Annotated in this window: 24 protein-coding genes; 19 read left to right on the top strand and 5 right to left on the bottom strand. The window is 70.2% G+C overall.

Annotated elements, in window-relative coordinates:
• The first annotated feature begins 5 nt into the window (after nucleotides 1-5).
• The 4 genes from IWH25_RS15390 (at nucleotide 6) to htpG (ending at nucleotide 5,565) form a co-directional block, all read left to right on the top strand.
• Nucleotides 6-680: a response regulator gene (locus IWH25_RS15390; protein ID WP_238998924.1), complete on the top strand. Its 675-nt coding sequence runs from the start codon at nucleotides 6-8 to the stop codon at nucleotides 678-680.
• A gap of 20 nt (nucleotides 681-700) precedes the next feature.
• On the top strand, nucleotides 701-2,128 hold the full coding sequence (gene trkA, locus IWH25_RS15385) for a Trk system potassium transporter TrkA (protein WP_203386643.1): 1,428 nt from the start codon (nucleotides 701-703) through the stop codon (nucleotides 2,126-2,128).
• Nucleotides 2,128-3,588, top strand: a complete 1,461-nt coding sequence (locus IWH25_RS15380) for a TrkH family potassium uptake protein (protein ID WP_203386642.1) — start codon at nucleotides 2,128-2,130, stop codon at nucleotides 3,586-3,588. The genes trkA and IWH25_RS15380 overlap by 1 nt, the downstream gene beginning before the upstream one ends.
• An 81-nt stretch (nucleotides 3,589-3,669) precedes the next feature.
• On the top strand, nucleotides 3,670-5,565 hold the full coding sequence (htpG, locus tag IWH25_RS15375) for a molecular chaperone HtpG (protein ID WP_203386641.1): 1,896 nt from the start codon (nucleotides 3,670-3,672) through the stop codon (nucleotides 5,563-5,565).
• A gap of 67 nt (nucleotides 5,566-5,632) precedes the next feature.
• On the opposite strand, the gene IWH25_RS15370 is transcribed toward htpG, so the two are convergent.
• Nucleotides 5,633-6,517, bottom strand: a complete 885-nt coding sequence (locus tag IWH25_RS15370) for a LysR family transcriptional regulator (RefSeq protein WP_203386640.1) — start codon at nucleotides 6,515-6,517, stop codon at nucleotides 5,633-5,635.
• A gap of 225 nt (nucleotides 6,518-6,742) precedes the next feature.
• Between IWH25_RS15370 and IWH25_RS15365 the strand changes: the two genes are divergently transcribed.
• From IWH25_RS15365 to IWH25_RS15320, 10 genes are all read left to right on the top strand, one after another.
• Nucleotides 6,743-7,567 carry a putative hydro-lyase gene (locus tag IWH25_RS15365; RefSeq protein WP_203386639.1) on the top strand — a complete coding sequence of 275 codons (825 nt, stop codon included), beginning with the start codon at nucleotides 6,743-6,745 and terminating at the stop codon, nucleotides 7,565-7,567.
• Between the two features lie 45 nt (nucleotides 7,568-7,612).
• A complete protein-coding gene (locus IWH25_RS15360) occupies nucleotides 7,613-8,677 on the top strand; it encodes a TRAP transporter substrate-binding protein (protein WP_203386638.1) in 1,065 nt (354 codons plus the stop codon).
• Between the two features lie 115 nt (nucleotides 8,678-8,792).
• Nucleotides 8,793-9,455 carry a TRAP transporter small permease subunit gene (locus IWH25_RS15355; RefSeq protein WP_203386637.1) on the top strand — a complete coding sequence of 221 codons (663 nt, stop codon included), beginning with the start codon at nucleotides 8,793-8,795 and terminating at the stop codon, nucleotides 9,453-9,455.
• Nucleotide 9,456: 1 nt separating this feature from the next.
• A complete protein-coding gene (locus IWH25_RS15350; RefSeq protein WP_203386636.1) occupies nucleotides 9,457-10,749 on the top strand; it encodes a TRAP transporter large permease in 1,293 nt (430 codons plus the stop codon).
• Between the two features lie 12 nt (nucleotides 10,750-10,761).
• Nucleotides 10,762-11,508: a hypothetical protein gene (locus IWH25_RS15345; protein ID WP_203386635.1), complete on the top strand. Its 747-nt coding sequence runs from the start codon at nucleotides 10,762-10,764 to the stop codon at nucleotides 11,506-11,508.
• 44 nt (nucleotides 11,509-11,552) lie between these two features.
• Nucleotides 11,553-12,320 carry a 5-oxoprolinase subunit PxpB gene (gene pxpB, locus IWH25_RS15340; RefSeq protein ID WP_203386634.1) on the top strand — a complete coding sequence of 256 codons (768 nt, stop codon included), beginning with the start codon at nucleotides 11,553-11,555 and terminating at the stop codon, nucleotides 12,318-12,320.
• Nucleotides 12,317-13,369, top strand: coding sequence for a 5-oxoprolinase subunit C family protein (locus tag IWH25_RS15335; protein WP_203386633.1), 1,053 nt, complete (start codon nucleotides 12,317-12,319; stop codon nucleotides 13,367-13,369). The genes pxpB and IWH25_RS15335 overlap by 4 nt, the downstream gene beginning before the upstream one ends.
• Nucleotides 13,370-13,395: 26 nt before the next feature.
• A complete protein-coding gene (locus IWH25_RS15330; protein WP_203386632.1) occupies nucleotides 13,396-14,166 on the top strand; it encodes a LamB/YcsF family protein in 771 nt (256 codons plus the stop codon).
• 256 nt (nucleotides 14,167-14,422) lie between these two features.
• A complete protein-coding gene (locus IWH25_RS15325) occupies nucleotides 14,423-14,833 on the top strand; it encodes a DUF3568 family protein (RefSeq protein WP_203386631.1) in 411 nt (136 codons plus the stop codon).
• 18 nt (nucleotides 14,834-14,851) lie between these two features.
• Nucleotides 14,852-15,790 carry a hypothetical protein gene (locus IWH25_RS15320; RefSeq protein ID WP_203386630.1) on the top strand — a complete coding sequence of 313 codons (939 nt, stop codon included), beginning with the start codon at nucleotides 14,852-14,854 and terminating at the stop codon, nucleotides 15,788-15,790.
• Between the two features lie 71 nt (nucleotides 15,791-15,861).
• Here IWH25_RS15320 and IWH25_RS15315 read toward each other — a convergent pair whose 3' ends face one another.
• Nucleotides 15,862-16,614: an SDR family NAD(P)-dependent oxidoreductase gene (locus tag IWH25_RS15315; protein WP_203386629.1), complete on the bottom strand. Its 753-nt coding sequence runs from the start codon at nucleotides 16,612-16,614 to the stop codon at nucleotides 15,862-15,864.
• A gap of 143 nt (nucleotides 16,615-16,757) precedes the next feature.
• On the opposite strand from IWH25_RS15315, the gene IWH25_RS15310 reads away from it, so the two are divergent.
• Nucleotides 16,758-17,585: a crotonase/enoyl-CoA hydratase family protein gene (locus IWH25_RS15310; RefSeq protein ID WP_203386628.1), complete on the top strand. Its 828-nt coding sequence runs from the start codon at nucleotides 16,758-16,760 to the stop codon at nucleotides 17,583-17,585.
• Nucleotides 17,586-17,650: 65 nt separating this feature from the next.
• Here IWH25_RS15310 and IWH25_RS15305 read toward each other — a convergent pair whose 3' ends face one another.
• Together IWH25_RS15305 and IWH25_RS15300 are read right to left on the bottom strand one after the other, a co-directional pair.
• Complete coding sequence (locus IWH25_RS15305) at nucleotides 17,651-18,157, bottom strand: DUF3617 domain-containing protein (RefSeq protein WP_203386627.1); 507 nt, start codon at nucleotides 18,155-18,157, stop codon at nucleotides 17,651-17,653.
• Nucleotides 18,158-18,240: 83 nt separating this feature from the next.
• Nucleotides 18,241-20,241, bottom strand: coding sequence for a sigma-54-dependent Fis family transcriptional regulator (locus IWH25_RS15300; protein WP_203386626.1), 2,001 nt, complete (start codon nucleotides 20,239-20,241; stop codon nucleotides 18,241-18,243).
• 255 nt (nucleotides 20,242-20,496) lie between these two features.
• Here IWH25_RS15300 and pedF point away from each other — a divergent pair, with 255 nt between their 5' ends.
• The 4 genes from pedF (at nucleotide 20,497) to IWH25_RS15280 (ending at nucleotide 23,338) form a co-directional block, all read left to right on the top strand.
• The gene (gene pedF, locus IWH25_RS15295; protein ID WP_203386625.1) at nucleotides 20,497-20,925 is read left to right on the top strand and encodes a cytochrome c-550 PedF; all 429 of its coding nucleotides are present in this window, start codon (nucleotides 20,497-20,499) and stop codon (nucleotides 20,923-20,925) included.
• Nucleotides 20,915-21,760: a substrate-binding periplasmic protein gene (locus IWH25_RS15290; RefSeq protein ID WP_203386624.1), complete on the top strand. Its 846-nt coding sequence runs from the start codon at nucleotides 20,915-20,917 to the stop codon at nucleotides 21,758-21,760. The genes pedF and IWH25_RS15290 overlap by 11 nt, the downstream gene beginning before the upstream one ends.
• 10 nt (nucleotides 21,761-21,770) lie before the next feature.
• Nucleotides 21,771-22,721 carry a cytochrome D1 domain-containing protein gene (locus tag IWH25_RS15285; RefSeq protein ID WP_203386623.1) on the top strand — a complete coding sequence of 317 codons (951 nt, stop codon included), beginning with the start codon at nucleotides 21,771-21,773 and terminating at the stop codon, nucleotides 22,719-22,721.
• Between the two features lie 71 nt (nucleotides 22,722-22,792).
• Complete coding sequence (locus tag IWH25_RS15280; protein ID WP_203386622.1) at nucleotides 22,793-23,338, top strand: cytochrome b; 546 nt, start codon at nucleotides 22,793-22,795, stop codon at nucleotides 23,336-23,338.
• Between the two features lie 30 nt (nucleotides 23,339-23,368).
• Here IWH25_RS15280 and IWH25_RS15275 read toward each other — a convergent pair whose 3' ends face one another.
• Entirely contained in the window at nucleotides 23,369-25,231 is a 1,863-nt protein-coding gene (locus IWH25_RS15275) for an ATP-binding protein (protein WP_203386621.1), read from the bottom strand.
• Nucleotides 25,232-25,292 lie beyond the last annotated feature (61 nt).

Here is a 25,292-nt window from a genome sequence, read left to right as displayed (position 1 = left end):
GGGCGGTGCGCGTCGTCGTGGTTGAGGACGAGCCGCAGATCCGCCGCTTCGTCTGCGACGCGGTGCGCAAGGAGGGCGGCGTTCCGGTCGAGGCCGGCAGCGGCCGGGCCGGACTGGACGCCGTCGCCGGCGGCGGGGCGACGCTGGTGATCCTCGACCTCGGTCTGCCGGACATGAACGGCGTCGACTTCATCCGCGAGCTGCGCCGCTGGTCGTCGCTGCCGATCCTGATCCTCTCGGCGCGCTCGGCCGAGCAGGACAAGATCGAGGCGCTCGATGCCGGCGCCGACGACTACCTGACCAAGCCCTTCGGCATCGGCGAGCTGCTCGCGCGCATGCGCGTGTTGCTGCGTCGCCTCGCGCAGAGTAGCGAATCGACGCCGGTGCACCGTTTCGGTGGCATCGAGGTCGACCTCGCCCGCCACCTGGTGCGCCGCGACGGAGCCGAAGTGCACTTGACGCAGATCGAGTTCCGCCTGCTGGCGACGCTGCTCGCCAACGCTGGCAAGGTGATGACCAATCGCGTATTGATGCGCGAGGTGTGGGGCGGCGGCCACGCCGAGCAGGAGCACTACGTGCGCATCTACGTCCGCCGCCTGCGGCAGAAGCTGGAGGACGATCCGACCCGGCCCCGCTACCTGCTCACCGAAACCGGCGTCGGTTACCGCTTCCAGCCCTGAATCCGGAGATCCCAGCCAGCATGCGTATCCTGATCCTCGGTGCCGGTCAGGTCGGCACCAGCCTCGCCGAGGCGCTCGCTTCCGAAGCCAACGACATCACCGTCGTCGACCAGGATGCGCAGGCGCTGGCGCTCCTCGCCGAGCGCCTGGATATCCGCACCGTCGCCGGTAACGCCTCGCATCCGTCGGTGCTGCGCGAGGCGGGCATCGACGACGCCGACCTGCTGGTCGCCGTCACCCAGTCCGACCAGACCAACCTCGTCGCCTGCAAGATCGCCCGCAGCCTGTTCCGGGTGCCGACGCGGATCGCGCGCCTCCGCAGCGCCGACTACCTCGATCCGGCCATCCTCGCCAACGACAACTTCGCTGTCGACCACGCGATCTGCCCGGAGCAGGAGGTCACCGACTACATCGCGAAGATGATCGAGTTTCCCGAGGCGCTGCAGGTGGTCGAGTTCGCCGGCGGGCGCGTGGTGCTGGTCGGCCTGCGCGCCGGCGCCGACGGCCTGCTCGCCGGCAAGCCGATCCGCACGCTGCGCGAGCATCTGCCCGCCGGCGTCGATGCACGCATCGCCGCGATCTTCCGCAACCACCGGCAGATCGAGCCGGATGGCAATACCGTCGTCGCTCCCGGCGACGAGGTTTTCCTGCTTGCGGCCAGCGGGCAGATCCGTCGCGTGCTGCTCGAACTGCGCAAGGCGCCGGCGCCGGCGCGGCGCGTGCTGATCGCCGGCGGCGGCAACATCGGTGCGCGCGTCGCCGAGCGCCTGGAGCGTGACTACTCGGTCAAGCTCATCGAGCGCAATCGGGGGCGGGCGGCGGCGATCGCGATGCAGCTCTCGCGCACACTGGTACTCTCCGGCGACGCCACCGACGAGAACCTGCTGACGCAGGAGAACATCGACGAAACCGACGTATTCCTCGCGCTGACCAACGACGACGAAGACAACATCATGGCCGCGTCGCTGGCCAAGCGGCTCGGCTGCCGGCGCGTGCTGGCGCTGATCAACCGACGCGCCTACGCCGACATGGTGCAGGGCGGCCCGATCGACATCGCTTTGTCGCCGGCGCAGGTATCGATCGGCACGCTGCTCACCCACGTCCGTCGCGGCGATGTCGCCCGCGTGCACCGCCTGCGCCGAGGCGCCGCCGAGGCGCTGGAGCTGATCGCGCATGGCGATGCGCAGACCTCGCAGGCTGTCGGCCGGCGCATCGATCAGTTGCCGAAGATCGGCGGCGCACGCATCGCCGCCATCGTCCGCCGCGCCGAGCTGGGGGTGTTGATGCCGCAGGTCGGTGTGCTGCGCGAGGCCTATCCCGAGCGGGTGATCATTCCGCACCACGATACGGTGATCGAGTCCGGCGACCGGGTGATCGTCTTCTGTACGCACAAGCGGCAGGTCAAGGAAGTCGAACGCCTGTTCCAGGTTGCCGCGGGGTTCCTCTGATGCTCTTCCGTCTGCTGCCCGTCCTCCACGTCCTCGGCCTGATGCTGATGTTCTTCAGCGTCACCTACTTGATGCCGATCGCCGCCTCGCTGCTTGCCGACGACGGCACCTGGATCGACTTCGTCGATGCGATGGCGGTGTCGTTCTGCTTCGGTGCGCTGATGACGGTCCTCACCTCGCGCCACAAGCGGGAGCTGAAGCCGCGCGACGGCTTTTTGCTGGTGACGCTGGCCTGGGTGCTGATGGCGGCGATCGCCACCGTGCCGCTGCTGCTGGTGATCGACGGGCTGAGTTTCACCGACGCCTTCTTCGAGACCATGTCCGGGCTGACCACTACCGGCGCCACCGTGCTCACCGGGCTGGAGCGCCTGCCGCCGGCGGTCAATCTCTGGCGTCATGAGCTGAACTGGCTGGGCGGCATGGGCATCATCGTCCTTGCCGTCGCCATCCTGCCGCTGCTCGGCGTCGGCGGCATGCAGCTGTACCGCGCCGAGACGCCGGGGCCGATGAAGGATTCCAAGCTGACGCCGCGCATCGCCGGCACCGCGAAGGCGTTGTGGCTGGTCTATGCCGCGCTGACGCTGGCCTGCATCCTCAGCCTCAAGGCGGCCGGAATGGACTGGCTGGACGCCGTCTGCCACGCCTTCTCGGCGCTGTCGCTGGGCGGCTTCTCGACCTACGACGCGAGCGTCGGCCAGTTCGACTCGCCGCTGATCGAGGCGGTGCTGATCGTCTTCATGGTGCTCGCCGCGCTCAACTTCGCCACCCACTTTCTCGCCTTCCGCGAGCGCTCGCTGGCTGCCTATGCCCGGGATGCCGAGGCGCGCGCGGTGGCCGTGCTGCTCGCCAGCAGCATCCTGATCTGCGCCGTCTACCTCGCCGGGCAGGGTACCTATCCGGACTTCTCGAGCAGCCTGCGCCACGTCGCCTTCAACCTGGTGTCGATCGCCACCGACTGCGGCTATGCCAGCCAGGATTTCGACAAATGGCCGATCTTCGTTCCGATGTGGATGCTTTTCCTGTCCTGCGTCACCGTCAGTTCCGGTTCGACCGGCGGCGGCATCAAGATGGTGCGCGCGCTGATCCTGGCGCAGCAGGCCCAGCTCGAGCTGAAGCGGCTGATCCATCCGAGCCTGGTGACGGTCATCCGCGTCGGCCGGATGGCGATCCCGCCCGGCGTCTCGGGGGCCGTGCTCGGTTTCATCTTCCTCTACGTATTCACGGTGATCGAACTGTCCTTCTTCCTGATGGCCAGCGGACTCGACTACATCTCGGCGTTCACCGCGATCATCGCCTGCATCAACAACATGGGCCCGGGCTTGAACGTCGTCGGGCCGGCGCAGAACTACCAGGCGCTGACCGACTTCCAGACCTGGGTCTGCTCGGCGGCGATGCTGATCGGGCGCCTCGAGGTGCTGTCGGTGTTCGTCCTGTTCACGCCGAGCTTCTGGCGCCGCTGAGGCTGCCGCCGGCAGGGCCTTGAAATCCGCTGCATCGTCCCCATCTTCCGCAGGTCATTGAACCACAACGGAGTTTTTTGCATGGGCGCGACCAAGGAAACCCTCGGCTTCCAGGCCGAGGTGAAGCAGCTGCTGCACTTGATGATCCATTCGCTGTACTCGAACAAGGAAATCTTCCTCCGGGAACTGATCTCGAACGCGTCGGATGCCTGCGACAAGCTGCGCTTCGAGGCGCTCGACAACCCGGGCCTGTTCGAGAGCGATTCCGAGCTGAAGATCCGCGTCGCCTACGACAAGGACGCGCGCACGATCACCATCTCCGACAACGGCATCGGCCTCTCCCGCGAGGAAGCCGTGGCCCACCTCGGCACCATCGCCAAGTCCGGCACGCGCGAATTCTTCTCGTCGCTGACCGGTGACCAGGCCAAGGATGCGCACCTGATCGGCCAGTTCGGCGTCGGTTTCTACTCGTCGTTCATCGTCGCCGACAAGGTCACCGTGATCTCGCGCCGCGCCGGCCAGAACAAGGACCAGGCGATCCGCTGGGAGTCGGCCGGCGAGGGCGACTTCTCGATCGAGATGGTCGAGAAGGAAGGTCGCGGCACCGACGTCATCCTGCACCTGCGCGACGGCGAGGACGAATTCCTCGGCGGCTGGAAGCTGAAGAGCATCCTGAAGAAGTACTCCGACCACATCACGCTGCCGATCCTGATGCAGAAGGAAGAATGGAAGGACGGCGAGCAGGTCAAGACCGACGAGGACGAGACGGTCAACCAGGCGAGCGCGCTGTGGGCGCGGCCGAAGTCGGAAATCAGCGAAGAGCAGTACAAGGAGTTCTACAAGCACGTCGCGCACGACTTCGAGGACCCGCTGGCGTGGACGCACGCCCGCGTCGAGGGCAAGCAGGAATACACGCAGCTCCTCTACATCCCGTCGCGCGCGCCGTTCGACCTCTTCGAGCGCGGCGCCCGCCACGGCGTCAAGCTGTACGTCAAGCGCGTCTTCATCATGGACGACGCCGAGCAGCTGATGCCGCTGTACCTGCGCTTCGTGCGCGGCATCGTCGATTCGGCCGACCTGCCGCTCAACGTCTCGCGCGAGATCCTGCAGCAGAGCAAGGACATCGACACGATCAAGGGCGGCTGCGTGAAGAAGGTGCTCGGCATGATCGAGGACCTGGCCGAGAACGACGCCGAGAAGTTCGCCACCTTCTGGAAGGAATTCGGCCGCGTGCTGAAGGAAGGCGTCGGCGAGGACCACGCCAACAAGGAGCGCATCGCCAAGCTGCTGCGCTTCGCCTCGACGAAGAACGACACGGCGGACGAGACGGTGTCGCTGGCCGACTACGTCAGCCGCATGAAGGACGGCCAGGACAAGATCTACTACGTCACCGCCGAGACCTTCACCGCGGCGAAGAACAGCCCGCACCTCGAAATCTTCCGCAAGAAGGGCATCGAGGTGCTTCTGCTCTCCGAGCGTGTCGACGAATGGGTGGTCGGCAGCCTGACCGAGTTCGACGGCAAGCAGCTGCAGTCGGTGGCCAAGGGCGGCCTCGACCTCGGCACGCTGGAAGACGAAGCCGAGAAGAAGGAGGCCGAGAAGGCCGCCGACGAGTACAAGGAACTGGTCGGGAAGATCAGGGCCGAGCTCGGCGACAAGGTCAAGGACGTGCGCGTCACGCACCGCCTGACCGATTCGCCGTCGTGCATCGTCGCCGACGAGCACGACCTCGGCGGCAACCTGGCGCGCATCCTGAAGGCCGCCGGCCAGAAGATGCCGGGCTCGAAGCCGATCCTCGAGATCAACCCGAACCACCTCGCCGTGCAGCGGCTGAAGTACGAGGAGACGCGCTTCTCCGACTGGGCCAACCTGCTGCTCGAGCAGGCGACGCTGGCCGAGGGCGGCACGCTGGAGGACCCGGCCGGGTTTGTGAAGCGCATCAACGACCTGATGCTGGCGCTGTCGGCCGGCAAGTAAGCCGGAGCGCTCCGCCGCCACGGAAACGCCCCGCCCGCCGCGGGGCGTTTTGTTTGGTGCCGGCGCTTCAGCCCAGCCGGCCGCGGGCGTAGACGATTGCGTCGGCGATCGCCGCCTCCAGCGCCGGCGCCGCCGGGTAGCTCCAGAAGCTGGCGAAGATCGGCAGCGGCGCCAGCGGCAGTTCGCAGTCGAGCACCGCGATGCGGTGCTGCGCGGCGAGCTGCTCGGCGGCGGCGCGCGGCAGCGTCGCCAGGCCGAAGCCGCTCTCGACCAGTTTGACCAGCGCCGAGATCGACGAGATGGTCTGCACGTGCTTGTGGCCGACGCCGGCGTTGCGCAGCGCGTCCATCAGCGCCACGTGCGGCTGCGAGCCGCGCTGGAAGGTGAGGATGTCGTGCGCGACCAGGTCGTCGACCGACAGCGGACCCGCCGGTGCGGCGTCGGCCGGGCCGACGAAGGCCATCTCCATCACCGGCAGCGCCTCGCTGAAGACGCCGTTGCCGGTCGCCGGCATCGCCGAGAACACCAGGTCCAGCCCGCCGCGGCGGATCTGCTCGTTGAGCAGCGGTGTCATTTCGACGGTCAGTTCGAACTCGATCTGCGGGTTGCGCGCCTTCAGGTGCCGCACGACGTCGATCAGGAAGGTGTGCAGCGCGGTCTCGATGCCGCCGATGCGCAGCGACAGCGGCAGCGCCTCGGGCACGCCGAACTCGCGCTTGACGTCGCGCTGCAGCGCGAGGAAGCGCTCGGCGTAGTCGAGGAAGCGGGTGCCGGCGTTGGTCAGCCGGAAGACGCGGTCGCGGCGGTCGAGCAGCGGCGTGCCCACTTCCTCCTCGAGCGCGGTGATCCGGCTGGAGACGGCGGACTGCGTCAGGCACAGCTTTTCGGCGGCGCGCGTGATGCTCTTCATGCGCGCCACCCAGACGAAGGCTTCGACGAAGCGCAGGTTCACGAGGGCTCCTTGGTCGGCGGTTCCAGGTCGGCATTCCTGAGGGCCGGGCGTTCGGCTGCCCGGGCTGGGCGGCCCAGTCTACTAAAGCCGGGACGATTCACCCTAGCCGACGGCACAAGAAAAATCGATGACGGGCCAGAAAAATTTTGCGTTTGTCTCGCGTCGCGCCGCTCACGATACTGCGTACGTAACGCTTTCCGCATCCACTGCCACGAGGAGGATCGATTGAACACTGTCCATCGCGACGCGGGCCCGGCCGAAGCCGCCGCGCGCTACCCCAGCGGCGCCGCCGCGCGCCGCGCGATCCGCAGCGGCGAATGGCGCGGCCACACCAGCGGCCTGGCGCCCGGCTACGTGCAGGGCAACCTGGTGATCCTGCCCGCCGACCTCGCCGGCGACTTCCTGCGCTTCTGCCAGCGCAACCCGAAGCCCTGCCCGCTGCTCGCCGTGTCCGAGCCGGGCGATCCGGCGCTGCCCGAGCTCGGCGCCGGCATCGACATCCGCCGCGACCTGCCGCAGTACCGCGTCTGGCGGAACGGCGAGCTGGTCGCCGAGCCGCACGACGTCGCCGACCTGTGGCGCGACGACCTGGTCAGCTTCGTCATCGGCTGCTCGTTCTCGTTCGAGCAGGGGCTGCTCGAGGCCGGCATCCCGCTGCGCCACGTCGCCGAGGGCAGGAACGTGGCGATGTACCGGACCAGCATCGCGACGCGGCCGGCCGGCCCCTTCGCCGGGCCGATGGTGGTGTCGATGCGGCCGATGACCGCGGCCAACGCGATCCGCGCGGTGCAGGTGACCTCGCGCTTCCCGACCGTGCACGGCGCGCCGGTGCACCTCGGCGACCCGGCGCAGATCGGCATCGCCGACCTGTCGCGTCCCGACTTCGGCGACGCGGTCGCCGTCGCCGCCGACGAGATCCCGGTCTTCTGGGCCTGCGGCGTCACCCCGCAGGCGGTGGTGATGCACGCCAAGCCCGAGTTCTGCATCACCCACGCGCCGGGCGCGATGCTCGTCACCGACCTGCTCAACCACCACCTGGCCAGCAACTGAAACCCCCGTAGTCAGACCCCATCGCCACACCCACGAGGAGACCCCATGAAAAACATTACCCGAAACATCGCCCGCATCGCCGTCGCCGGCTGCCTGTCGCTCGCCGTCGTCGGCGGCGCGCTGGCGCAGGAACTGCCGAAGACCCACCTGCGCATCGTCGGCTCGCTCTCCAACCTTGGCCCGTACAAGGATTTCGAGGTGCCCTTCTGGACCAAGCGCATCCCCGAGCAGTCGAAGGGGGCGGTCACCGCCGAGATCCGCGGCTTCGACCAGATGGGGATGAAGGGGCCCGAGGTGCTGCGCCTCCTCGGCCAGGGCGTGATGGAGTTCGCCGGCGTGCCGATGTACTACCTCGCCGCCGACGATCCGGCGATCGAGATGATCGACATCGCCGGCCTCTTGCCCGACGCCGAGACCGCGCGCAAGGTGACGCAGGCGACGCGGCCGTACTACGAGAAGCTCTTGCGCGAGAAGTTCAAGGTCGAGCTGATCGGCATCGGCGCCTTCCCGGCGCAGGTGCTGTACTGCAACGGCGAGATCAAGGGGCTGGCCGACATCAAGGGCAAGAAGGTGCGCGTCGGCGGCCGCTCGCAGTCCGAGCTGGTCGCTGCGCTCGGCGGCACGCCGGTGACGATGGCCTTCGGCGAAGTGGTGCCGGCGCTGCAGAACAAGACCGTCGACTGCGGCATCACCGGCTCGATGTCGGGCAACCTCGCCAAGTGGCACGAGGTCACCACGCACCTCTTGGCGCTGCCGCTCGGCTGGGCGCAGATCGCCTACGCGGTCAATGCGAAGACGTGGAACGGCATGGATCCGAAGCTGCGCGACTTCCTCGACAAGGAGATGCTGTCGCTGGAGGGCGCGCTGTGGGCCTCGGCCGCGTCGGTCACCGAGATGGGCTACCTGTGCAACGCCGGCAAGGCGGAATGCCGCGGCGGCACGCCCGGCAAGCTGGTCATCGTGCAGCCGTCGAAGGCCGACCACGAGCTGCTGCGCAAGGTCGAGGCCGAGGCGATGCTGCCGAAGTGGGCGGCGCGCTGCAACGACGCCTGCGTCGGCGAGTACAACGCCACCGTGAGCAAGGTCGTCGGCCTCGCCGCGCGCAAGTAATCCGCTTTTCCTCCGACCCTCGTCCTCGTCGCACCGGCGCCGTCGCTGTCCCGTCGCCGGGGGCGGCGAGGGGGAGGGGCTTTTCCCCGGAATCCGCAAGGCAAGAGGCTTCAACATGCTCACTCAATCCCTGGTCCAGGCGAGCACGACGCTCGCCCGCTGGTCGGTCCGCGGCGGCGGCGGCCTGATGTTCGTCGGCGCCATGGTGGTCGCCGTAGACGTCGTGTTGCGCAAGCTGTTCAGCGTGACCTTCGGCGGCGCCGACGAACTCGCCGGCTACGCGATGGCGATCGCCACCACCTGGTCCTTCTCCTACGTGCTGCTGATGCGCGGCAACGTGCGCGTCGATGCGCTCTACATCCACCTGCCGAGCAAGCTCGGCATCGCCCTCGACCTGGTCGCGGTGCTCGGCCTCGGCGTCTTCGCCGCGCTGCTGGCGCGCTACGGCTACGAGGTCTTCGCCACCTCGTGGGAGCTCGGCTCGCGCTCGAACTCGGAACTGAAGGTGCCGCTGTGGGTGCCGCAGGGGCTGTGGCTGCTGGGCCTCGGCCAGCTGGTGCTGACCGCGGCGGTGCTCTTCGTGCGCGCGCTGACGCTGCTGCTGCAGCGGAACGCCGCCGAGTTCAAGCGCCTGCTCGGCGCCAAGACGATCGAGGAAGAGGCCGGCGCCGAAGCCTCCTACGTCAAGGAGCACGAGGGCGAGTTCCTTGCCGCCCACGTCGTGCCCGGCGCTGCCTCGCCGGCCGCCGACAACCACACCGCGAACAAGGGAGCCTGAGATGATCGCGACCGCACTCCTCATGCTGCTGGCGCTGATGGCGCTGGCCATCCCGGTCGGCGCCGCGCTCGGCCTGCTCGGTGTCGCCCTCGACTGGAAATACGCCTTCCTGCCGCTGACCCGCGCGCTCGGCGAGGTGGCGTGGAACGCCAACAACGAGTTCCTGCTCGTCTGCCTGCCGTTCTTCATCATGCTCGGCGAGATCCTGCTGCGCTCGGGCATCGCCGAGAAGATGTACGCCGGCCTGGTGAAGTGGATGTCCTGGCTGCCGGGCGGACTGATGCACGCCAACATCGCCTCCTGCGCGCTGTTCGCGGCGACCTCCGGCTCCAGCGTCGCCACCGCCGCCACCGTCGGCACCGTCGCGCTGCCGCAGGCCAAGCGCTTCGGCTACAACGAGCGGCTGTTCCTCGGCACGCTGGCCGCCGGCGGCACGCTCGGCATCCTGATCCCGCCGTCGCTGAACATGATCATCTACTGCGTGCTGACCAACACCTCGGTGCCCAAGCTCTACCTTGCCGGAATCGTGCCGGGGCTGGTGCTGGTCGGCCTGTTCATGGGCGTCGTCTGGATCGGCTGCCTGGTCTTCCCGCAGTGGGGCGGCGAGAAGACGCCGGTGAGCTGGTCCGAGCGCCTCGCGGTGCTGCCCGACCTGCTGCCGCCCTTGGGCATCTTCCTCGTCGTCGTCGGCTCGATCTACGTCGGCATCGCCACCGCCACCGAGGCCTCGGCCCTGGGCGTCGCCGCCGCGCTCGGGCTCGCCGCGTGGACCAAGCACCTGAGCTGGAAGATGCTCGGCGAGTGCCTGGAAGGGACGATGAAGTCGACCGGCATGGTGATGCTGATCATCGTCGCCGCGATGTTCCTCAACTTCGTGATCAACTCGATCGGGCTGACCGACGCGATGACGCAGGCGATGCAGGGGCTCAACCTGTCGCCGGCGATGATGCTGCTGGTCGTCGTCGTCTTCTACCTGGTCCTCGGCTGCTTCATGGAGACGATGTCGATGATGATCACGACGATCCCGATCGTCGCGCCGGTGATGTTCGCGCTCGGCTTCGACCCGATCTGGTTCGGCGTCGTCATCGTCGTGCTCGTCGAGGCGGCGCTGATCACGCCGCCGGTCGGGCTGAACCTGTTCGTCGTGCAGAACCTACGCAAGGGCGGCACGCTCAACGACGTGATCGCCGGCACCAGCCCCTTCGTCGTCGCGCTGATGGTCCTGCTGCTGCTGCTCGCGCTGTTCCCCGGCCTCGCCATGTGGCTGCCGACGACGGTGGTCGGCGGCCAGTAGCGAGTGCTTGCGATGCTCGCGCTGAAGCTCGTGCTGGTGCCGACCTTCCTGCTGCTCGTCTCGCTCGCGGGGCGGCGCTGGGGGGCGGCGGTCGCCGGCTGGCTGACCGGCCTGCCGCTGGTCACCGGGCCGATCCTGTTCTTCCTCTCGGTCGAGCAGGGCGAGCGCTTCGCCGCGCAGGCCGCCGCCGCCGCGCTGTCGGCGGTGCTCGCCGCGGTCGCCTTCGCGCTGGTCTATGCGCATGCGGCGCAGCGGCGCGGCTGGCTGCCGTCCTTGCTGCTGGCGCTGCCGGCGTGGGCGGCGGTCGCCGCGTCGCTGTCGCTGCTGCCGGCGTTGCCGCTGCTCGCGCTGGGCATCGCGCTGCCGACGCTGGCGCTGGCGCCGCGCGCCTTTCCGGCGCTGTCGGCGGCCGCCGGGCGGCGGGCGACGGGGGCGGCCGAGCTGGCCGGCCGCATGCTCGCCGGCGCCGTGCTGGTGCTGGCGGTGACGGTCGCCGCCGACGCCCTCGGCGAAACCTGGAGCGGCCTGTTCGCGATGTTCCCGGTGCTCGGCACGGTGCTCGCCGTGTCTACCCACCGCAGCCTCGGCGCCGCCGACGTCGCGGCGCTGCTGCGCGCGCTGCCGACCGGCTTCTACGCGATGGTCGCCTTCTGCTTCGTGCTGGCGCTCGCACTGCCGGCGATCGGCCGCACCGGCGCCTTCGCGCTCGCCGTCGCTGCCTGCCTGGCGGCGCAGGCGGCGACCTGGCGCCGGCGATGAGCGCGTTTTCGTCGGCCGTCCAGCCGTTACAACAAGTGAGCAAGATGACTGCGCAAACCCTGCATCCCCGGCCCCGCCTGCTGCCGCTCGGCGACTCGGCGTGGACCGTCGAGTTCGGCGACGACATCGCGCCGGAAATCCACGCCCGCGTCCTCGGCTTCGCCGCCGCGCTTGCCGCCGCGCAGCAGGACGGCACGCTGGCGCGCGAGCTCGAGTGCGTGCCGGCCTTCCGTTCGCTGACCGTGCATTTCGACCCGGCGCGGGTGGACCACGCGGCGCTCGCCGAGCGCCTGCTGGCGATCGCCGGCGACAGCGGCAGCCTGCAGGCGAGCGGCGCCGCCTGGCGTATCCCGGTCTGCTTCGACGCCGAATTCGCGCCCGACCTGGCGGCCGTTGCCGAGAGCAAGGGGCTGACGCCGGACGCGGTGGTCCGGCTGATGACCGAAACCGAATTCACCGTCTACATGCTCGGCTTCCTGCCCGGCTTCCCCTACCTCGGCGGCCTGCCCGCGGCGCTCGACATGCCGCGCCTGGCGACGCCGCGCAAGGTGGTGCCGGCGCGCTCGATCGCCATCGCCGGCCGTACCTGCGCCGCCTATCCGTGGCAGAGCCCGGGCGGCTGGCGGCTGATGGGGCGGACGCCGGTGCACCTGTTCGACCCGGCACGCAGCGCCCGGCCGGCGCTGCTGGCGCCCGGCGACCGGGTGCGCTGGCAGGCGGTCGACCGCGACGCCTACGCCGCGATCGAGGCCCGCTGCGCGCGCGGCGACTTCGATCCGGACGAGCTGCGGGCCAGGGAGGCGGGCGCATGAGCGGGCTGATCGAGGTCGTCGACGCCGGCGTCGCCGTCACCGTGCAGGACGGCGGGCGTCCCGGCTACCGCAGCATCGGCGTGCCGCTGTCCGGCGCGCTCGACCCGTGGCTGCTGGCCGCCGCCAACGCGCTGCTCGGCAACGCGGCGGACGCCGCCGCGCTCGAGGTGCCGCTCGCCGGGCCGACGCTGAAGGCGGTGTCCGGCACCGTGCGCGTCGCGCTCGGCGGCGAGGTCGAGGGCAGGCTGATCTCGGCCAGGGGCAGCGTGCGTCCGGTGCCGGCCTGGCATACGGCGACGCTGTTTCCCGGCGACACGCTGCAGGTCGGCGGCGTCGCCCGCGGCGTCGCCTACGTCGCGGTCGGCGGCGGCGTCGCCGTGCCGGTGCAGCTCGGCAGCCGCGCGACCTACCTGCGCGCCGCGCTCGGCGGCGTGCACGGCCGCGCGCTCGCCCGCGGCGACCGCCTGCCCTGCGCGCGCCTGCACGGCGACCCGTGGCTCGAGTACCGCGCGCGCGAAGCGCCGCCGCGCGCCGACGGCCCGATCCGCGTCATCCTCGGGCCGCAGGACGACCACTTCACGGCGGACGCGCTGGCCAATTTCCTCGGCCGGCCGTACCGCGTCAGCCGCGACATGGACCGCATGGGCATGCGCCTCGACGGGCCGGCGCTCGAGCACAGCGCGCGCGGCGCCGAGATCGTCTCCGATGGCGTCACGCCGGGGGCGATCCAGGTGCCGGCGAGCGGGCTGCCGATCGCGCTGCTCGCCGATTGCCAGACCTCCGGCGGCTATCCGAAGATCGCCACGGTGATCCGCGCCGACCTCGGCCGCCTCGGCCAGCTGCGGCCGGGCGACGAGATCCGCTTCCGCAGCGTCAGCCACGCCGAGGCGGTGCGTGCGCTGCAGGCCGAGGCCGAGGAGCTGGCGCGCTGGGTCGGCGGCATCGAGTCGTTCCGCCCGCCGGGTGTGGTCGACGAGGCGGCGCTCTACGGCGACAACCTGATCAGTGGCATGCTGCGCGGCGACGAGCCGTTCGCCGGGCCGGCCTGAACGACCATCCTGCAAGGGGACCGAAGATGACGAAACGGAAGATCAACCTCAACGCCGACCTCGGCGAAAGCTACGGCGCGTGGACGATGGGCAGCGACGGCGAGATGCTGGCGATCGTCGGCTCGGCCAACCTCGCCTGCGGCTTCCACGGCGGCGACCCGCTGGTGATGCGCAACACGCTGCGGCTGGCGCGCGAGCACCGCGTCAGCGTCGGCGCGCATCCCTCTTACCCGGACCTGCAGGGCTTCGGCCGGCGGCCGATGAAGCTGGCGCCGGACGAGCTGGAGGCGGCGCTGCTCTACCAGATCGCCGCGCTCGACGGCATGAGCCGCTGCGAGGGCTGGCCGCTGACCCACGTCAAGCCGCACGGCGCGCTGAACAACGCCGCCTGCGCCGAGCGCGCGGTCGCCGACACCGTCGCGCGCGCGATCGTCGCCTACGACCGCGACCTGATCCTGCTCGCGCCGGCGCTGTCGCAGCTGGCCGAGGCCGGCCGCGCCGCCGGCCTGCGCGTGGTCGAGGAAGTGTTCGCCGACCGCGCCTACCAGGACGACGGCCAGCTGGTGCCGCGCGGCCGGCCTGGGGCGATGATCCACGGCGCCGAGGAAGCGCTGGCGCACGTCGTGCGCATGCTGGAGGCGGGCGCCCTCGTCGCGCAGAGCGGCAAGCGGCTGCCGACGCCGATCGGCAGCATCTGCGTGCACGGCGACGGCCCCGACGCGGTGGCCACCGCCCGCCACCTGCGCGATGGGCTGACTGCGCTCGGCTACGAACTGGTGGCGATCCCGGCGCTGTAGCCGACCCGCCGCGCCGCCGGCGACGGGCGGCGCCGCGCGGCGGGCGCGAACCATCCGCGGCGGTGGGGGTTCAAAGACAGGAAGGGGTGTTTTCCGGACCTGTCGCCGGCAGGCGACAGTTTGCAGTGCGCGGCGGCGGAGCGGATAGTGCGGTCGACGTCAGGCCACGGCGTGGCCGGCATGTTGTTCACCCCGGAGAATGTATAGTCTTTCGCTGATGCAGATTCCTGTCGACCCGTTCTTTCCGGACCTTCCCATGCCCATCCGCCATTTCCGTATCGCCCTGCTGTCCCTCTCGCTACTTGCCGCCGGCTGCGCGCCGCTGGCGCTGACCGCGGCCGGCGTCGCCGGCGGCGTCACTGCCGGCCACCACCTCGGCGGCATCGCCTACCGTACTTTCACCGAGCCGTTGCCGAAGGTGCGCACGGCGACCCGGAAGGCGATGGAGCGGATGGCGATCAAGCCCGAACGCACCGAGAAGATCGCCAATGGCGAGCGCATCATCGCGCTGGTGCCCGACCGCACGATCGAGATCGAGCTGGAGTCGCTGACGCCGTCGACGACGCGCATGCGCGTCGTCGCCAAGAAGGACGGCGGCGTGCTCGTCGACGCGGCGACCGCCATCGAAGTCATCAACCAGACCGAGAAGTTCATCGGTTCGAGCTAAGCCAACGGAGGAATGACCATGAAACATTCGCTGCTCCCCATCGCCCGCGCCGTTGCCGGCCTGGCGCTGATCGGCGCTGCCGGCCTCGCTGCCGCACAGACGCCGCCGCCCCCGCCGGAGACGACCACCTCGCCGGCGCCGGCGACCGCCGCGACGCCGACCGGCAAGCTGGTGTCCACCTTCTCCGGCTTCGCCGGTTCGGAGGAGAACGCCGCGTCGCTGGTCAACGGCCTGCGCACCGGCTCTGCGATCACGCTGACCGGTTCGTCCACCGGCACCGGCGGCACCACGGTCGGCGAAACGACCACCTTCACCTCGCCGACGAAGCCGATGGGCTACGGCAACATCCGCATCGCGATGTCGCTGGCCGAGGCGCAGCTCGCCAGCCAGGGCATCACCAACCCGACGCCGACGCAGCTGCAGGGGGCGCTGATGGGCACCACCACCGGCACCGGCGCCGACGCGACGACGACGCAGGGCATCCTGCAGATGCGTGCGTCCGGCATGGGCTGGGGGCAGATCGCCAACTCGATGGGCTTCAAGCTGGGGCCGGTGATGAGCGGCAAGCAGACCTTCACCGAGGCGGTCGCGGCCGGCAGCACGACGACGGCGGCTGGCACCACCGCCGCCGGCGCGACCAGCGCGCGCGGCAAGAGCGGCGTCACCACCGCCGGCGGTTCGTCCGCGGGCAAGGGCGGCGTCACCACGGCGGGCGGCTCGTCGGCCGGCAAGGGCGGCGTCGCGACTGCGGGCGGCGGCGGCAATGCCTACGGCCACGGCAAGTCGTCGGTGGTGACCGCGGCCGGTGGCGGTGGCGGCGGTGTTGCCTCCGGCCTCGGCCACGGCAATGCCGGCGGTGCGTCGGCCGGCGTCGTCAGTGCGGGCGGCGGTGCGGCCGGTCAGGGCGGCGGTGGCGGCCAGGGCGGCGGCCACGGCAAGGGCGGCGGCAAGCCCTGATTCGCCGCGCGTTCGCGACCTGAAGAGCCCCGACGCGGTCGGGGCTTTTTCTTTTGGTGCGAGCGCCGTTCTCAGCCGACGGTGTAGCCGCCGTCGACGACGATCTCCTGGCCGTAGATGTTGCGGGCGGCGTCGGAGGCGAGGAAGGCCGAGGTTCCGGCGATGTCCTCCGGCGTGCCGAAGGCGCCGGGCAGCAGGCGGGCGCTGATCTGGCCGGCGACGGCCGCGAGCACGTCCTCGGGCAGGCCGACGGTGCCCCACAGCGGCGTGCCGATCGGCCCGGGGGCGATCGAATTGACGCGGATGCCGCGCGGCGCCAGTTCGGCGGCGAGCGTCTGCGCGACCGACTTCAGTGCCGCCTTGCTGGCGCTATAGACGGCCAGCCCGGGGAAGCCGACCTGGGTCAGGAAGGTGGTGACGAACTGCACCGAGCCGCCCGGGCGGATGTGCGGCAGGAAGCGGCGCACGGTGTCGACGGCGCCGAACAGGTTGACCGAGAACTGCGTGGCGAAGGCCTCCGGCGTGCTGTCGGCGAAGGACACGACGCGGGCGATGCCGGCGTTGGGAACGACGATGTCGACGCCGCCGAAAGCCTGGACCGTCGCCTCGACGAGGCGCTGCAGGTCGTCGCCGCGGGTGACGTCGCCGGCGACGGGGACGACCTGGCCGGGGTGGGCGGCGGCGAGCGCGTCGAGTTCGGCGGCGCGGCGGGCGAAGGCGACGACGCGCGCGCCCTCGGCGACGTAGCGCTCGACGATGGCGCGGCCGATGCCGCTGCTGGCGCCGGTGACGGCGGCGATCTTTCCGTTCAGGGTGTTCTGCATTTTGCGTCCTCGACGATAATGGCGGCTGCCGGCGGTGGCAGTGCGGCGATTCTCCGGGGGGATCGCCGCACTTTCATTGACCGGCGTCAAACTGCATCGCAATGTGATGCAGATAACCAATAACACCGTTTCAGGAGACAGCCATGACAACCGCCTTACCCGCGCTGGCGACAATCGCGCTCGCCGTTGAAGATTCCGTCGCCGAGATCCGCCTCAACCGTCCCGAGCGCTCGAACGCCCTCAACGAAACGATGTGGCAGGAACTGCGCAGCGCGCTGCGCTGGGCCGACGAGACGCCCGCCGTGCGTGCCGTCGTGCTCGCCGGCGCCGGCCGCAACTTCTGCGCCGGCATCGACCTCGCCATGCTCGGCGGCGTCGCGCAGGCGGTCGCGCAGGCCGACCCGGCGCGCAGCCGCGAGCAGCTGCGCCGGCTGATCCTCGACCTGCAGGACTGCCTGACGACGATCGAGCGCTGCCGCAAGCCGGTGCTGGCGGCGATCCACGGCGCCTGCGTCGGCGGCGCGCTCGACCTGGTGACCTGCTGCGACATGCGCTACGCGGCGGCCGATGCAGTGTTCTCGGTGCGCGAGGTCGATGTCGGCATGGTCGCCGACGTCGGCACGCTGCAGCGCCTGCCGCGGCTGATCGCCGACGGCGTCGCGCGCGAGCTGGCCTACACCGGGCGCAACGTCGACGCCGACGAGGCGCTGCGCATCGGCCTGGTCAACCGCGTCTTCGCGACGCCGGAGGAACTCGCCGCCGGCGTCATGCAGATCGCGCAGGCGATCGCCGCCAAGTCGCCGCTGGCGATCCGCGGCAGCAAGGAGATGCTGAACTACGGCCGCGACCACTCCGTCGCCGACGGCCTCAACTACGTCGCCACCTGGAACGCGGCGATGCTGATGTCGGCCGACCTGAACGAGGCGATGACCGCGGCGCAGCAGAAGCGCCCGCCGCGTTTCGCCGACTGACGGCGCGGGAGCGCCAAAAGGAAAGGGCCGCACGCTGCGGCCCTTGTCGCTGGCGGCGCCGGCGGCTACTGGCGCATCTGCCGCTGCATGTCGGCGGCGTTGAACTTCATGCCGCCGGGCATCATCACGTCGCCCGGCTTCTGGCCGGCCTGGCAGGGGCCCAGCCAGCGCGCCGAGATGTTCATCTGCATGCCCTTCATGCCCTGCATCGGCGGGCTGTAGGTGGTCTTCACGGTGCCCTTGTAGTTGCTGCTGAAGTCGCCGGTGAATTCGGCGCGCGTCGTTGCCGTCGTCCCCTCGATGTTGCACACCGACTCCGACACGACCTTGTTGCCCTCGCGCTTGATCTCGTTCTTCGAGCAGCGCTGCTGCGCCTCGCGCATGCCGGTCTGCTCGGTCAGCTTGTCGGTCTTCTCGTCGATGCACTGCTGCATCGTCTGCGTCATCGGCATCGGCTCGCCCATGGCGTTGGTGATCTCCCACAGGCCGGACTTGCGGGCGGGCGCCTCGGCCGCGGCGGCGACGCCGGCGGCGAGGAGGAGGGAACAGAGGGCGAGGGCGGGGCGGCGCATGGCGGGTCTCCTTCCGGGTTCGATCCGGTCAGCATAGCCCCGCCGGCGCGCGCCGCCAAGTCCGCCGGCGGCGCGTACCGCGGCTACAGCCGCCCGAGCTTGCGGTACAGCGTATTGCGGCTGATGCCGAGCTGCCGCGCCGCCGCCGAGACGTTGCCGCCGGCCGCGTCGAGCGCGCGCAGCGCCGCCTGGCGGCCGATCTCGTCGAGGCTGGCGCCGGCGAGCGGCGGCAGCGCGTAGCTGCCGGCGGCGGTGGCGTCGCCGGGGACCGCGACCGGCGCCGCGTGCGTCGCCGCCGGCGCTGCGTCGAACAGTTCCTCCGGCAGGTGGCTCTCGGTGATCAGCGCTTCGTTCTCGTCGAGCAGCGCGATGGCGACGCGGATCACGTTGTTCATCTGGCGGATGTTGCCCGGCCACGCATAGCGTTCGATCGCCGTCATCGCCCGCTCGGAGAAGGCGACCGGCGCGCGCTGGCCGGCTTCGAGGTCGGCCAGCCGCTGCGCCAGCTGGCGGATGTCGCCGCGCTCGCGCAGCGCCGGCAGCGTGATGCAGAGGCCGTTCAGCCGGTAGTAGAGGTCCTCGCGGAAGCTGCCGCGCGCCACTTCCTCGCGCAGCCGGCGGTGCGTCGCGCAGAGCAGCGAGATGTCGACCTGGATCGCCTTGGTGCTGCCGAGCGGCGTGATGCTGCGCTCCTGCAGCACGCGCAAGAGCCGCGCCTGCAGGTGCAGCGGCATGTCGCCGATCTCGTCGAGGAACAGCGTGCCGCCGTGCGCCTGCTGGATCTTGCCCGGCGCGCCTTCCTTGCGCGCGCCGGTGAAGGCGCCGCCCTGGTAGCCGAACAGCTCGGATTCGATCAGGTTCTCCGGGATCGCCGCGCAGTTCAGCGCGACGAACGGGCCGTCGCGGCGCGGGCCGCTGTTGTGGAAGGCCTTGGCGAAGATCTCCTTGCCGGCGCCCGATTCGCCCTGGATCAGGATCGGGATGTCGCGGCCGAGCACCCGGCGCGAACGGTCGATCGCCGCCTGCAGCTGGGCGTCGCCGGTGTTCAGCGTGTCCAGCGTCAGCGCCGGCGTGCGCGCCGCCTCGCGCCGCGACGGTGCGGCGGTCGGCAGGTCGTCGTAGGTGCGGCCGAGCGCGCGCGGCAGCGGCGCCTGCCCGCGCAGGCGCAGGAAGAAGGTGCGGTCGCGGCCGGCCGGCACCTCGCAGATCGCCTGCGGGTCGCGCCGCGCGCGGTCGATGACGCCGGCGAGCGTGGTCTCGAAGACCAGCGAGAAGTCGCGGCGGACCGCGTCGACGCGGCGGATGCCGAGCAGCTGCAGCCCGGCGCGGTTGATCGCCAGCACCTGGCCGTCGGGCGAGACCGCGGCCATGCCCTCGCCGGGGCTGCCGAGGTAGTCGACGCGCGAGTGGAAGCAGACCAGGATGTCGCGCGCATGCTGCGACTCGAACAGCCGCTTCTCGACCAGCTGCGACGACAGGCGCACCAGGCCCAGCGTGTGTCGCTGGTGGTTGCGGTAGTCGCTGGAGATGTCGAGGACGCCGATCAGCCGCCCGTCGGCGCCGAAGATCGGGCTCGCGCAGCAGGTCAGGAAGCCGTTGTGTTCGAGGAAGTGTTCGCTGCCGAGGATCGCCGACGGCGCCTCCTCGGCGATCGTCGTGCCGATCGCGTTGGTGCCGCGCAGGTTCTCGTCCCACGAAGCGCCGGCCATCAGCGCGACGCGGTCGGCGCGGCTGACGAAGTCGGCGTCGCCGACCGATTCGAGGATCAGCCCGTTCTGGTCGGCGAGGATCACCATGCTGCCCGATTCGCGGATCTGCTCGTAGAGCTGTTCCATGATCGGCCGGCTCTGCCGCAGCAGCAGGTGGTTGCGTTCCTGTTCGGTGTGCAGCGTCGCGCGGTCGAGCGACTCGCCGCCGACGTGGCCCTCGGCTTCGCTCAGCCCGAAGCGCCGGCAGCGCTCCCACGAGCGCAGCACCATCGGATCGATCAGCTCGGCCGGGCGGTCGCCGCGGTCGAAGAAAAGCTGGCGCGCCTTGGCCAGCTGGCGGCCGTGCTGCTCGGCCGAAATCAATGCTTGTCCCATCAACGACTCCTCCAGTCCCCGCCGCTCCGACTTTTCTTGTTGTGTTCCATAACGTAGCACCTGCCCATTTTGTAAGCAATGAATTGAACAGTGCCGGGCGAACCAAAGCAACACATGTGCCATAAGTAATAGATGATGAAGGTCGGCGATTCGGCCGGAAAACCCGGTTTTCAATGGTTTCCCGGCGATTGGCACACGCCTTGCTGAACCGGGCTCGACAACGCGGAAGAAACCGCCAACACCAAAGGAGCCAACGTGAAACACCCGAACCGAACCCTTCGTGCCGTCGCCACCGCGCTGATCCTCGGTCTCTGCGCCGGACAGGCCCTCGCGCACGGCGACGTGACGCCGCAGGCGGTGGACACCACCGGCCTGAAGAACCTCGGCGCCGACTGGCTGGCGGCCAATCCCTACCGCAAGAACGACACCGCGAAGCGCATCGGCGATTCGGCGTACAACCAGAACTGCGCGCGCTGCCACGGGCTGGGCGGCATCTCCGGCGGCATCGCGCCCGACCTGCGCTTCCTGCCGGTGCTCGAAGAGGGCGACGAGATCTTCATGCAGCGCATCCGCAAGGGCGCGGTGCGCGACGGCAAGGTGTACATGCCGCCGTTCGAGGGCACGCTGAGCCAGGAGGCGATGTGGGCGATCCGTACCTGGCTGGAGAGCATCCATGAAGACTGATCGCCGTGCCTGCCTGCGCGCGCTGGCTGCGCTGCCGCTGTGGCTGGCGCTGCCGGCTGCCGCCGACGACCTGGAGACGATCCGCAGCCGCGGCCGGCTGCGCATCGCCGTCTATAACGATTTCCCGCCGTACGCGCTGCGCGGCAAGGGCATCGACATCGACCTCGGCCGCGCCATCGCCGAGAAGCTCGGCCTCGCGCCCGAGATCGTCGGCTTCAACGCCGACGAGGACATGAACGACGACCTCCGCAACATGGTCTGGAAGGGTCACTACCTGGGCACGCAGCCGGCCGACGTGATGATGCACGTGCCGGTCGACGAGCACCTCGCGCGCGCCAACGACAAGGTGCGCATCCTCGCCCCGTACCACCGCGAATCGCTGGCGCTGGCGCGCGACCCGTCGCGCATCCCGAATGCGCTATCGGGCTCGGCGGCGGTGGCGCTGGAAATCTTCACGCGCGAGAAGGTCGGCGTCGAGACGACGACGCTGGCCGATGCCTTCCTGCTCGGCGCGCTGAACGGCCGGCTGCACGACAACATCGTGCATTACCGCTCGGTCGCCGAGGCCGCCGCCGGGCTCAAGGCCGGCAAGGTGGCGGCGGTGCTGGCGCCGCAAGGCGAGCTGGAGGCGGCGCTGACCGCCGAGACGCGTTTCGCGATCGACGCCGCGCGCTTCGCCGAGCTGAAGATCGACGGCTGGCCGCTCGGGCTGGCCGTCAAGGCCGAGCAGTCCTCGCTCGCCGAGGCGCTCGCCGCCGCCGTCGCCGAGCTGAAGCAGGACGGCACCGTCGCCGCCATCTTCAAGCGCCACGGCATCACCTACCAACCCGCCTGAGGAGGCCGCCATGCGCCGGTTTCGCCTGCATCGCCTGAGCACGCTGCTGTTTGCCGCCTTCGCTGCGCTTTCCGCCGAGGCGGCCGGGCCGCACGCCTACGTCCCGAACGAGAAGTCGGGCAGCATCAGCATCATCGACACCGCCAGCGACCAGCGCGTCGGCGAGATCTCGACCGGCCGCCGGCCGCGCGGCAACGCCACCGACGGCAAGCTGCTCTACCTCACCGACGCCGAGAGCGGCAGCCTGCTGGTGGTCGATCCGGTCGCGCGGCGCGTCGTCAAGAGCCTGCCGCTCGGCAAGTCGCCGGAAGGCGTCAGCGTCTCCGCCGACGGCAAGCTGCTGGCGGCGGCGGTCGAGGCCGACAACAGCATCGTGCTGATCGACGCCGCCAGCGTGCGCGAGCTGGCGCGGATCAAGGTCGAGGGCGACAACCCCGAGCACGCGGTGTTCTCCCCCGATGGCCGCTGGCTCTACGTCAGCGCCGAGGACGCCGAGCAGGTCGACGTGATCGACGTCGCCGCGCGCCGGCAGGTGGCCAGCATCGCCGTCGGCAAGCGGCCGCGCGGCATCGCCTTCACTCCCGACGGACGTCGCGCCTACGTCGCCTGCGAGATCGCCGGCAAGGTCTATGCGATCGACGTCGCCGGCCGCAAGGTGCTCGCCGCGATCGCCGCCGGCCAGTTCCCGAACGGGCTGGCGATGCATCCCGACGGCCGCCGCGTCTTCGTCTCCAACGGCCGCGACGGCTCGGTGATGGCGATCGACACCGCCAGCAACGCCGTCGTCGCCACCGTCGCCGTCGGCAAGCGCCCGTGGAACATGGCGCTGACGCCGGACGGCGGCAAGCTCTACGTCGCCAATGGCCGCTCCAACAGCGTTTCGGTGGTGGACACCGCGGCGATGAAGAAGCTGGCCGAGGTCGAGGTCGGCGAGCTGCCGTGGGGCGTCAGCATCCGATGAGCGCGGCGCACGGCCTGCGCGGCGACGAACTGCGATCGCCCCCGTGCGCGGGGGCGGAGGAGGGTAGCCCGATGAACGCGACGAATGCCGGGCAACGCTATGCGCCGCCGGCGATCCTGCTGCACTGGCTGCAGGCGGCGCTGCTGCTGTGGCTGTTCTGGCTCGGCTGGAGCATGGTCGAGCTGCCCAAGGGGGCCGAGCGCAGCGCCGCCTATGCGCTGCACAAGTCGCTCGGCATCGTCGCCCTCGGCCTGGTGCTGCTGCGCCTGGTCGTCCGCCGCCTGGCGCCGCCGCCGGCGCCGCTGGCCGCCGGGCGCGAGGCGATGCTGGCGCAGGCCGCACACCGCCTGCTCTACGTGCTGCTGCTGGTGCTGCCGCTGGCCGGCTATGCGGCGTCGGCGTTCACGCCGTACGCGATGAAGTTCTTCGGCCTCGAACTGCCGCGCCTCGGCGCCCCGGACGAGGCGCTGAACGCGTTGTTCAAGCGCGTGCATTGGGTCGCCGGCTGGGCGGTGCTGGCGCTGGTCGCACTGCACGTCGCCGCCGCGCTCCGTCACGCGCTGCGCCGCGACGGCACGCTGGCGCGCATGCTGCCCGGTCGACTGTCCAGAAATTGAGCAACTGCTCCGGAATGGAGCAGTCGGCGCTCAGCACGTCAGCGCAGCTTCTTCCTTCGGCTGGGTCTGCGGCAGCGTGATGCGGAAGGTGGTGCCGCGGCCGACCGCGCTGTCGACGTCGAGGCGGCCGCGGTGCTTCCTGATCGTCGCGTAGGAAAGCGAGAGGCCGAGTCCGGTGCCCTGGCCGACCGGCTTGGTCGTGAAGAAGGGGTCGAAGATGCGCGAGAGGTTTTCCGGCGGGATGCCGCAGCCGGTGTCGGCGACCTCGACCCATACCGTGTCGCCGTCGCTGCCGGTGCGGATGCGGATCTCGCCGCGCTTCTCGATGGCCTGGCCGGCGTTGACCAGCAGGTTCATGAACACCTGGTTGATCTCGCCGGGCAGGCACTCGACCGCGGGCAGCGCGCCGTACTCCCGGGTCACCTCGGCCTTGTACTTCAGCTCGTGGCTGACGATGTTGAGCGTGCTGTCGAGGCCCGCGTGCAGGTCGGCGAGTTGCCATTCGGTCGAGCCGACATGCGAGAACTGCTTGAGGTCGCGGACGATCTTCTTCACCCGCTCCATGCCTTCCTTCGACTCGGCGATGACCTGCGTCAGGTCGGCGCGGATGAAGTCGTAGTCGATTTCGCGCTTGATCGCGGCGATGCGCGGGCCGTCGTCGCGGGCCTCGCCTGCCGCGTAGGCGTCGAGCAGGCGCGCGAGGTCGGTGAAGTAGGCGTGCATGCTGTCGAGGTTCGAGTTCACGAAGCCGACCGGGTTGTTGATCTCGTGCGCGACGCCGGCCGCCAGCTGGCCGAGCGAGGCCATCTTCTCGGACTGCAGCAGCATGCCCTGGGTCTCGCCGAGGCGGCGGTTGCTCTCGCGCAGCTCGGCGTTGGTCCGGCTCAGTTGTGCAGTGCGCGCCTCGACCAGCTCCTCCAGCCGGTCGCGGTACTCCTGCAGCTCCTGTGTCGTCCGTCGCAGCGCCGCTGCGGAGCGCTCGCGGGCGGCAAGGCCGCGCAGCAGCAGCCAGGCCATCAGCACGAATAGCGCCGACCCGGCGCCGGCAATGCCGAGCAGCAGCTGCCGCTGCGCGCGGACCGGCGCCAGGATTTCGTCCAGCGCGAGCCCGGTGACCAGCGTCAGGCCGTGCTCGGGCAGCCGGTGGTAGCCGTACAGGCGCTCGACGCCGTCGAGTACCGAACTGCGCGAGAAGTTGCCCTGCAGCGGCGCCTCCGGGTTCAGGTACGGCGAGCCGCTGATGACCTGGCCGATCCGGCCCTTCCAGTCCGGCGCCCTTGCCATGACCTCACCGCTGTCGCGGACCATCGTCGTGATGCCCTGCCGACCCAGCGACAGCGTCGAGTAGAAGCGGCTGAAGCGCTCCGGGCTGACCGAGATGACGATGACGCCGTTGAAGGCGCCGGCGCGCAGCAGTGGCCGCGTGAACTGCAGCGACCATTGGCCGGAAACGCGGCCGAGCACCGGCCGGCTGATGAACAGCCGGCTCTCTTTGGCAGCGAAATGGACGCGGATGTGCTCGCGGTCGGCGAGGCTGACGCGCTCCTTCGACGCCATCAGGTTGCTGAAGACGAGCAGGCCGTCCTTGTCGACGATCGCTACCTGGATCGAGATGTCGCCGATGTTCTGCTGGTGCGCGTCGATCTCGGCGACGAATTCGCTGGGTTGCCGTTCCCAGGTGCGCGCGAGCGTGGTCAGGATCTGGTCGATGCGCTGGATCGTCGACCGCGCGTGCTCGGCGAAGGCGTGCGCGGCGCCGCGCGTTTCCGCCCGCGCCGCCTCGATCGCGTCGCGCTCGCCGCGCGCCAGCGCGTACCAGGTGGCGGCCCACAGCACCGCCAGCGAAAGCACCAGAAAGGCAGCGAGCTGCAGTTTCAGCGGTGGCAGTTTCACGATCGGCTCCGACCTCGGCGGGGATTCGCCGGCGCAGCCCCCTTTGACCCTGCCGGCGATG

Source organism: Azospira restricta, assembly GCF_016858125.1.
Lineage (GTDB): Bacteria > Pseudomonadota > Gammaproteobacteria > Burkholderiales > Rhodocyclaceae > Proximibacter > Proximibacter restrictus.
This window is presented reverse-complemented; position numbering and strand designations above follow the sequence as displayed.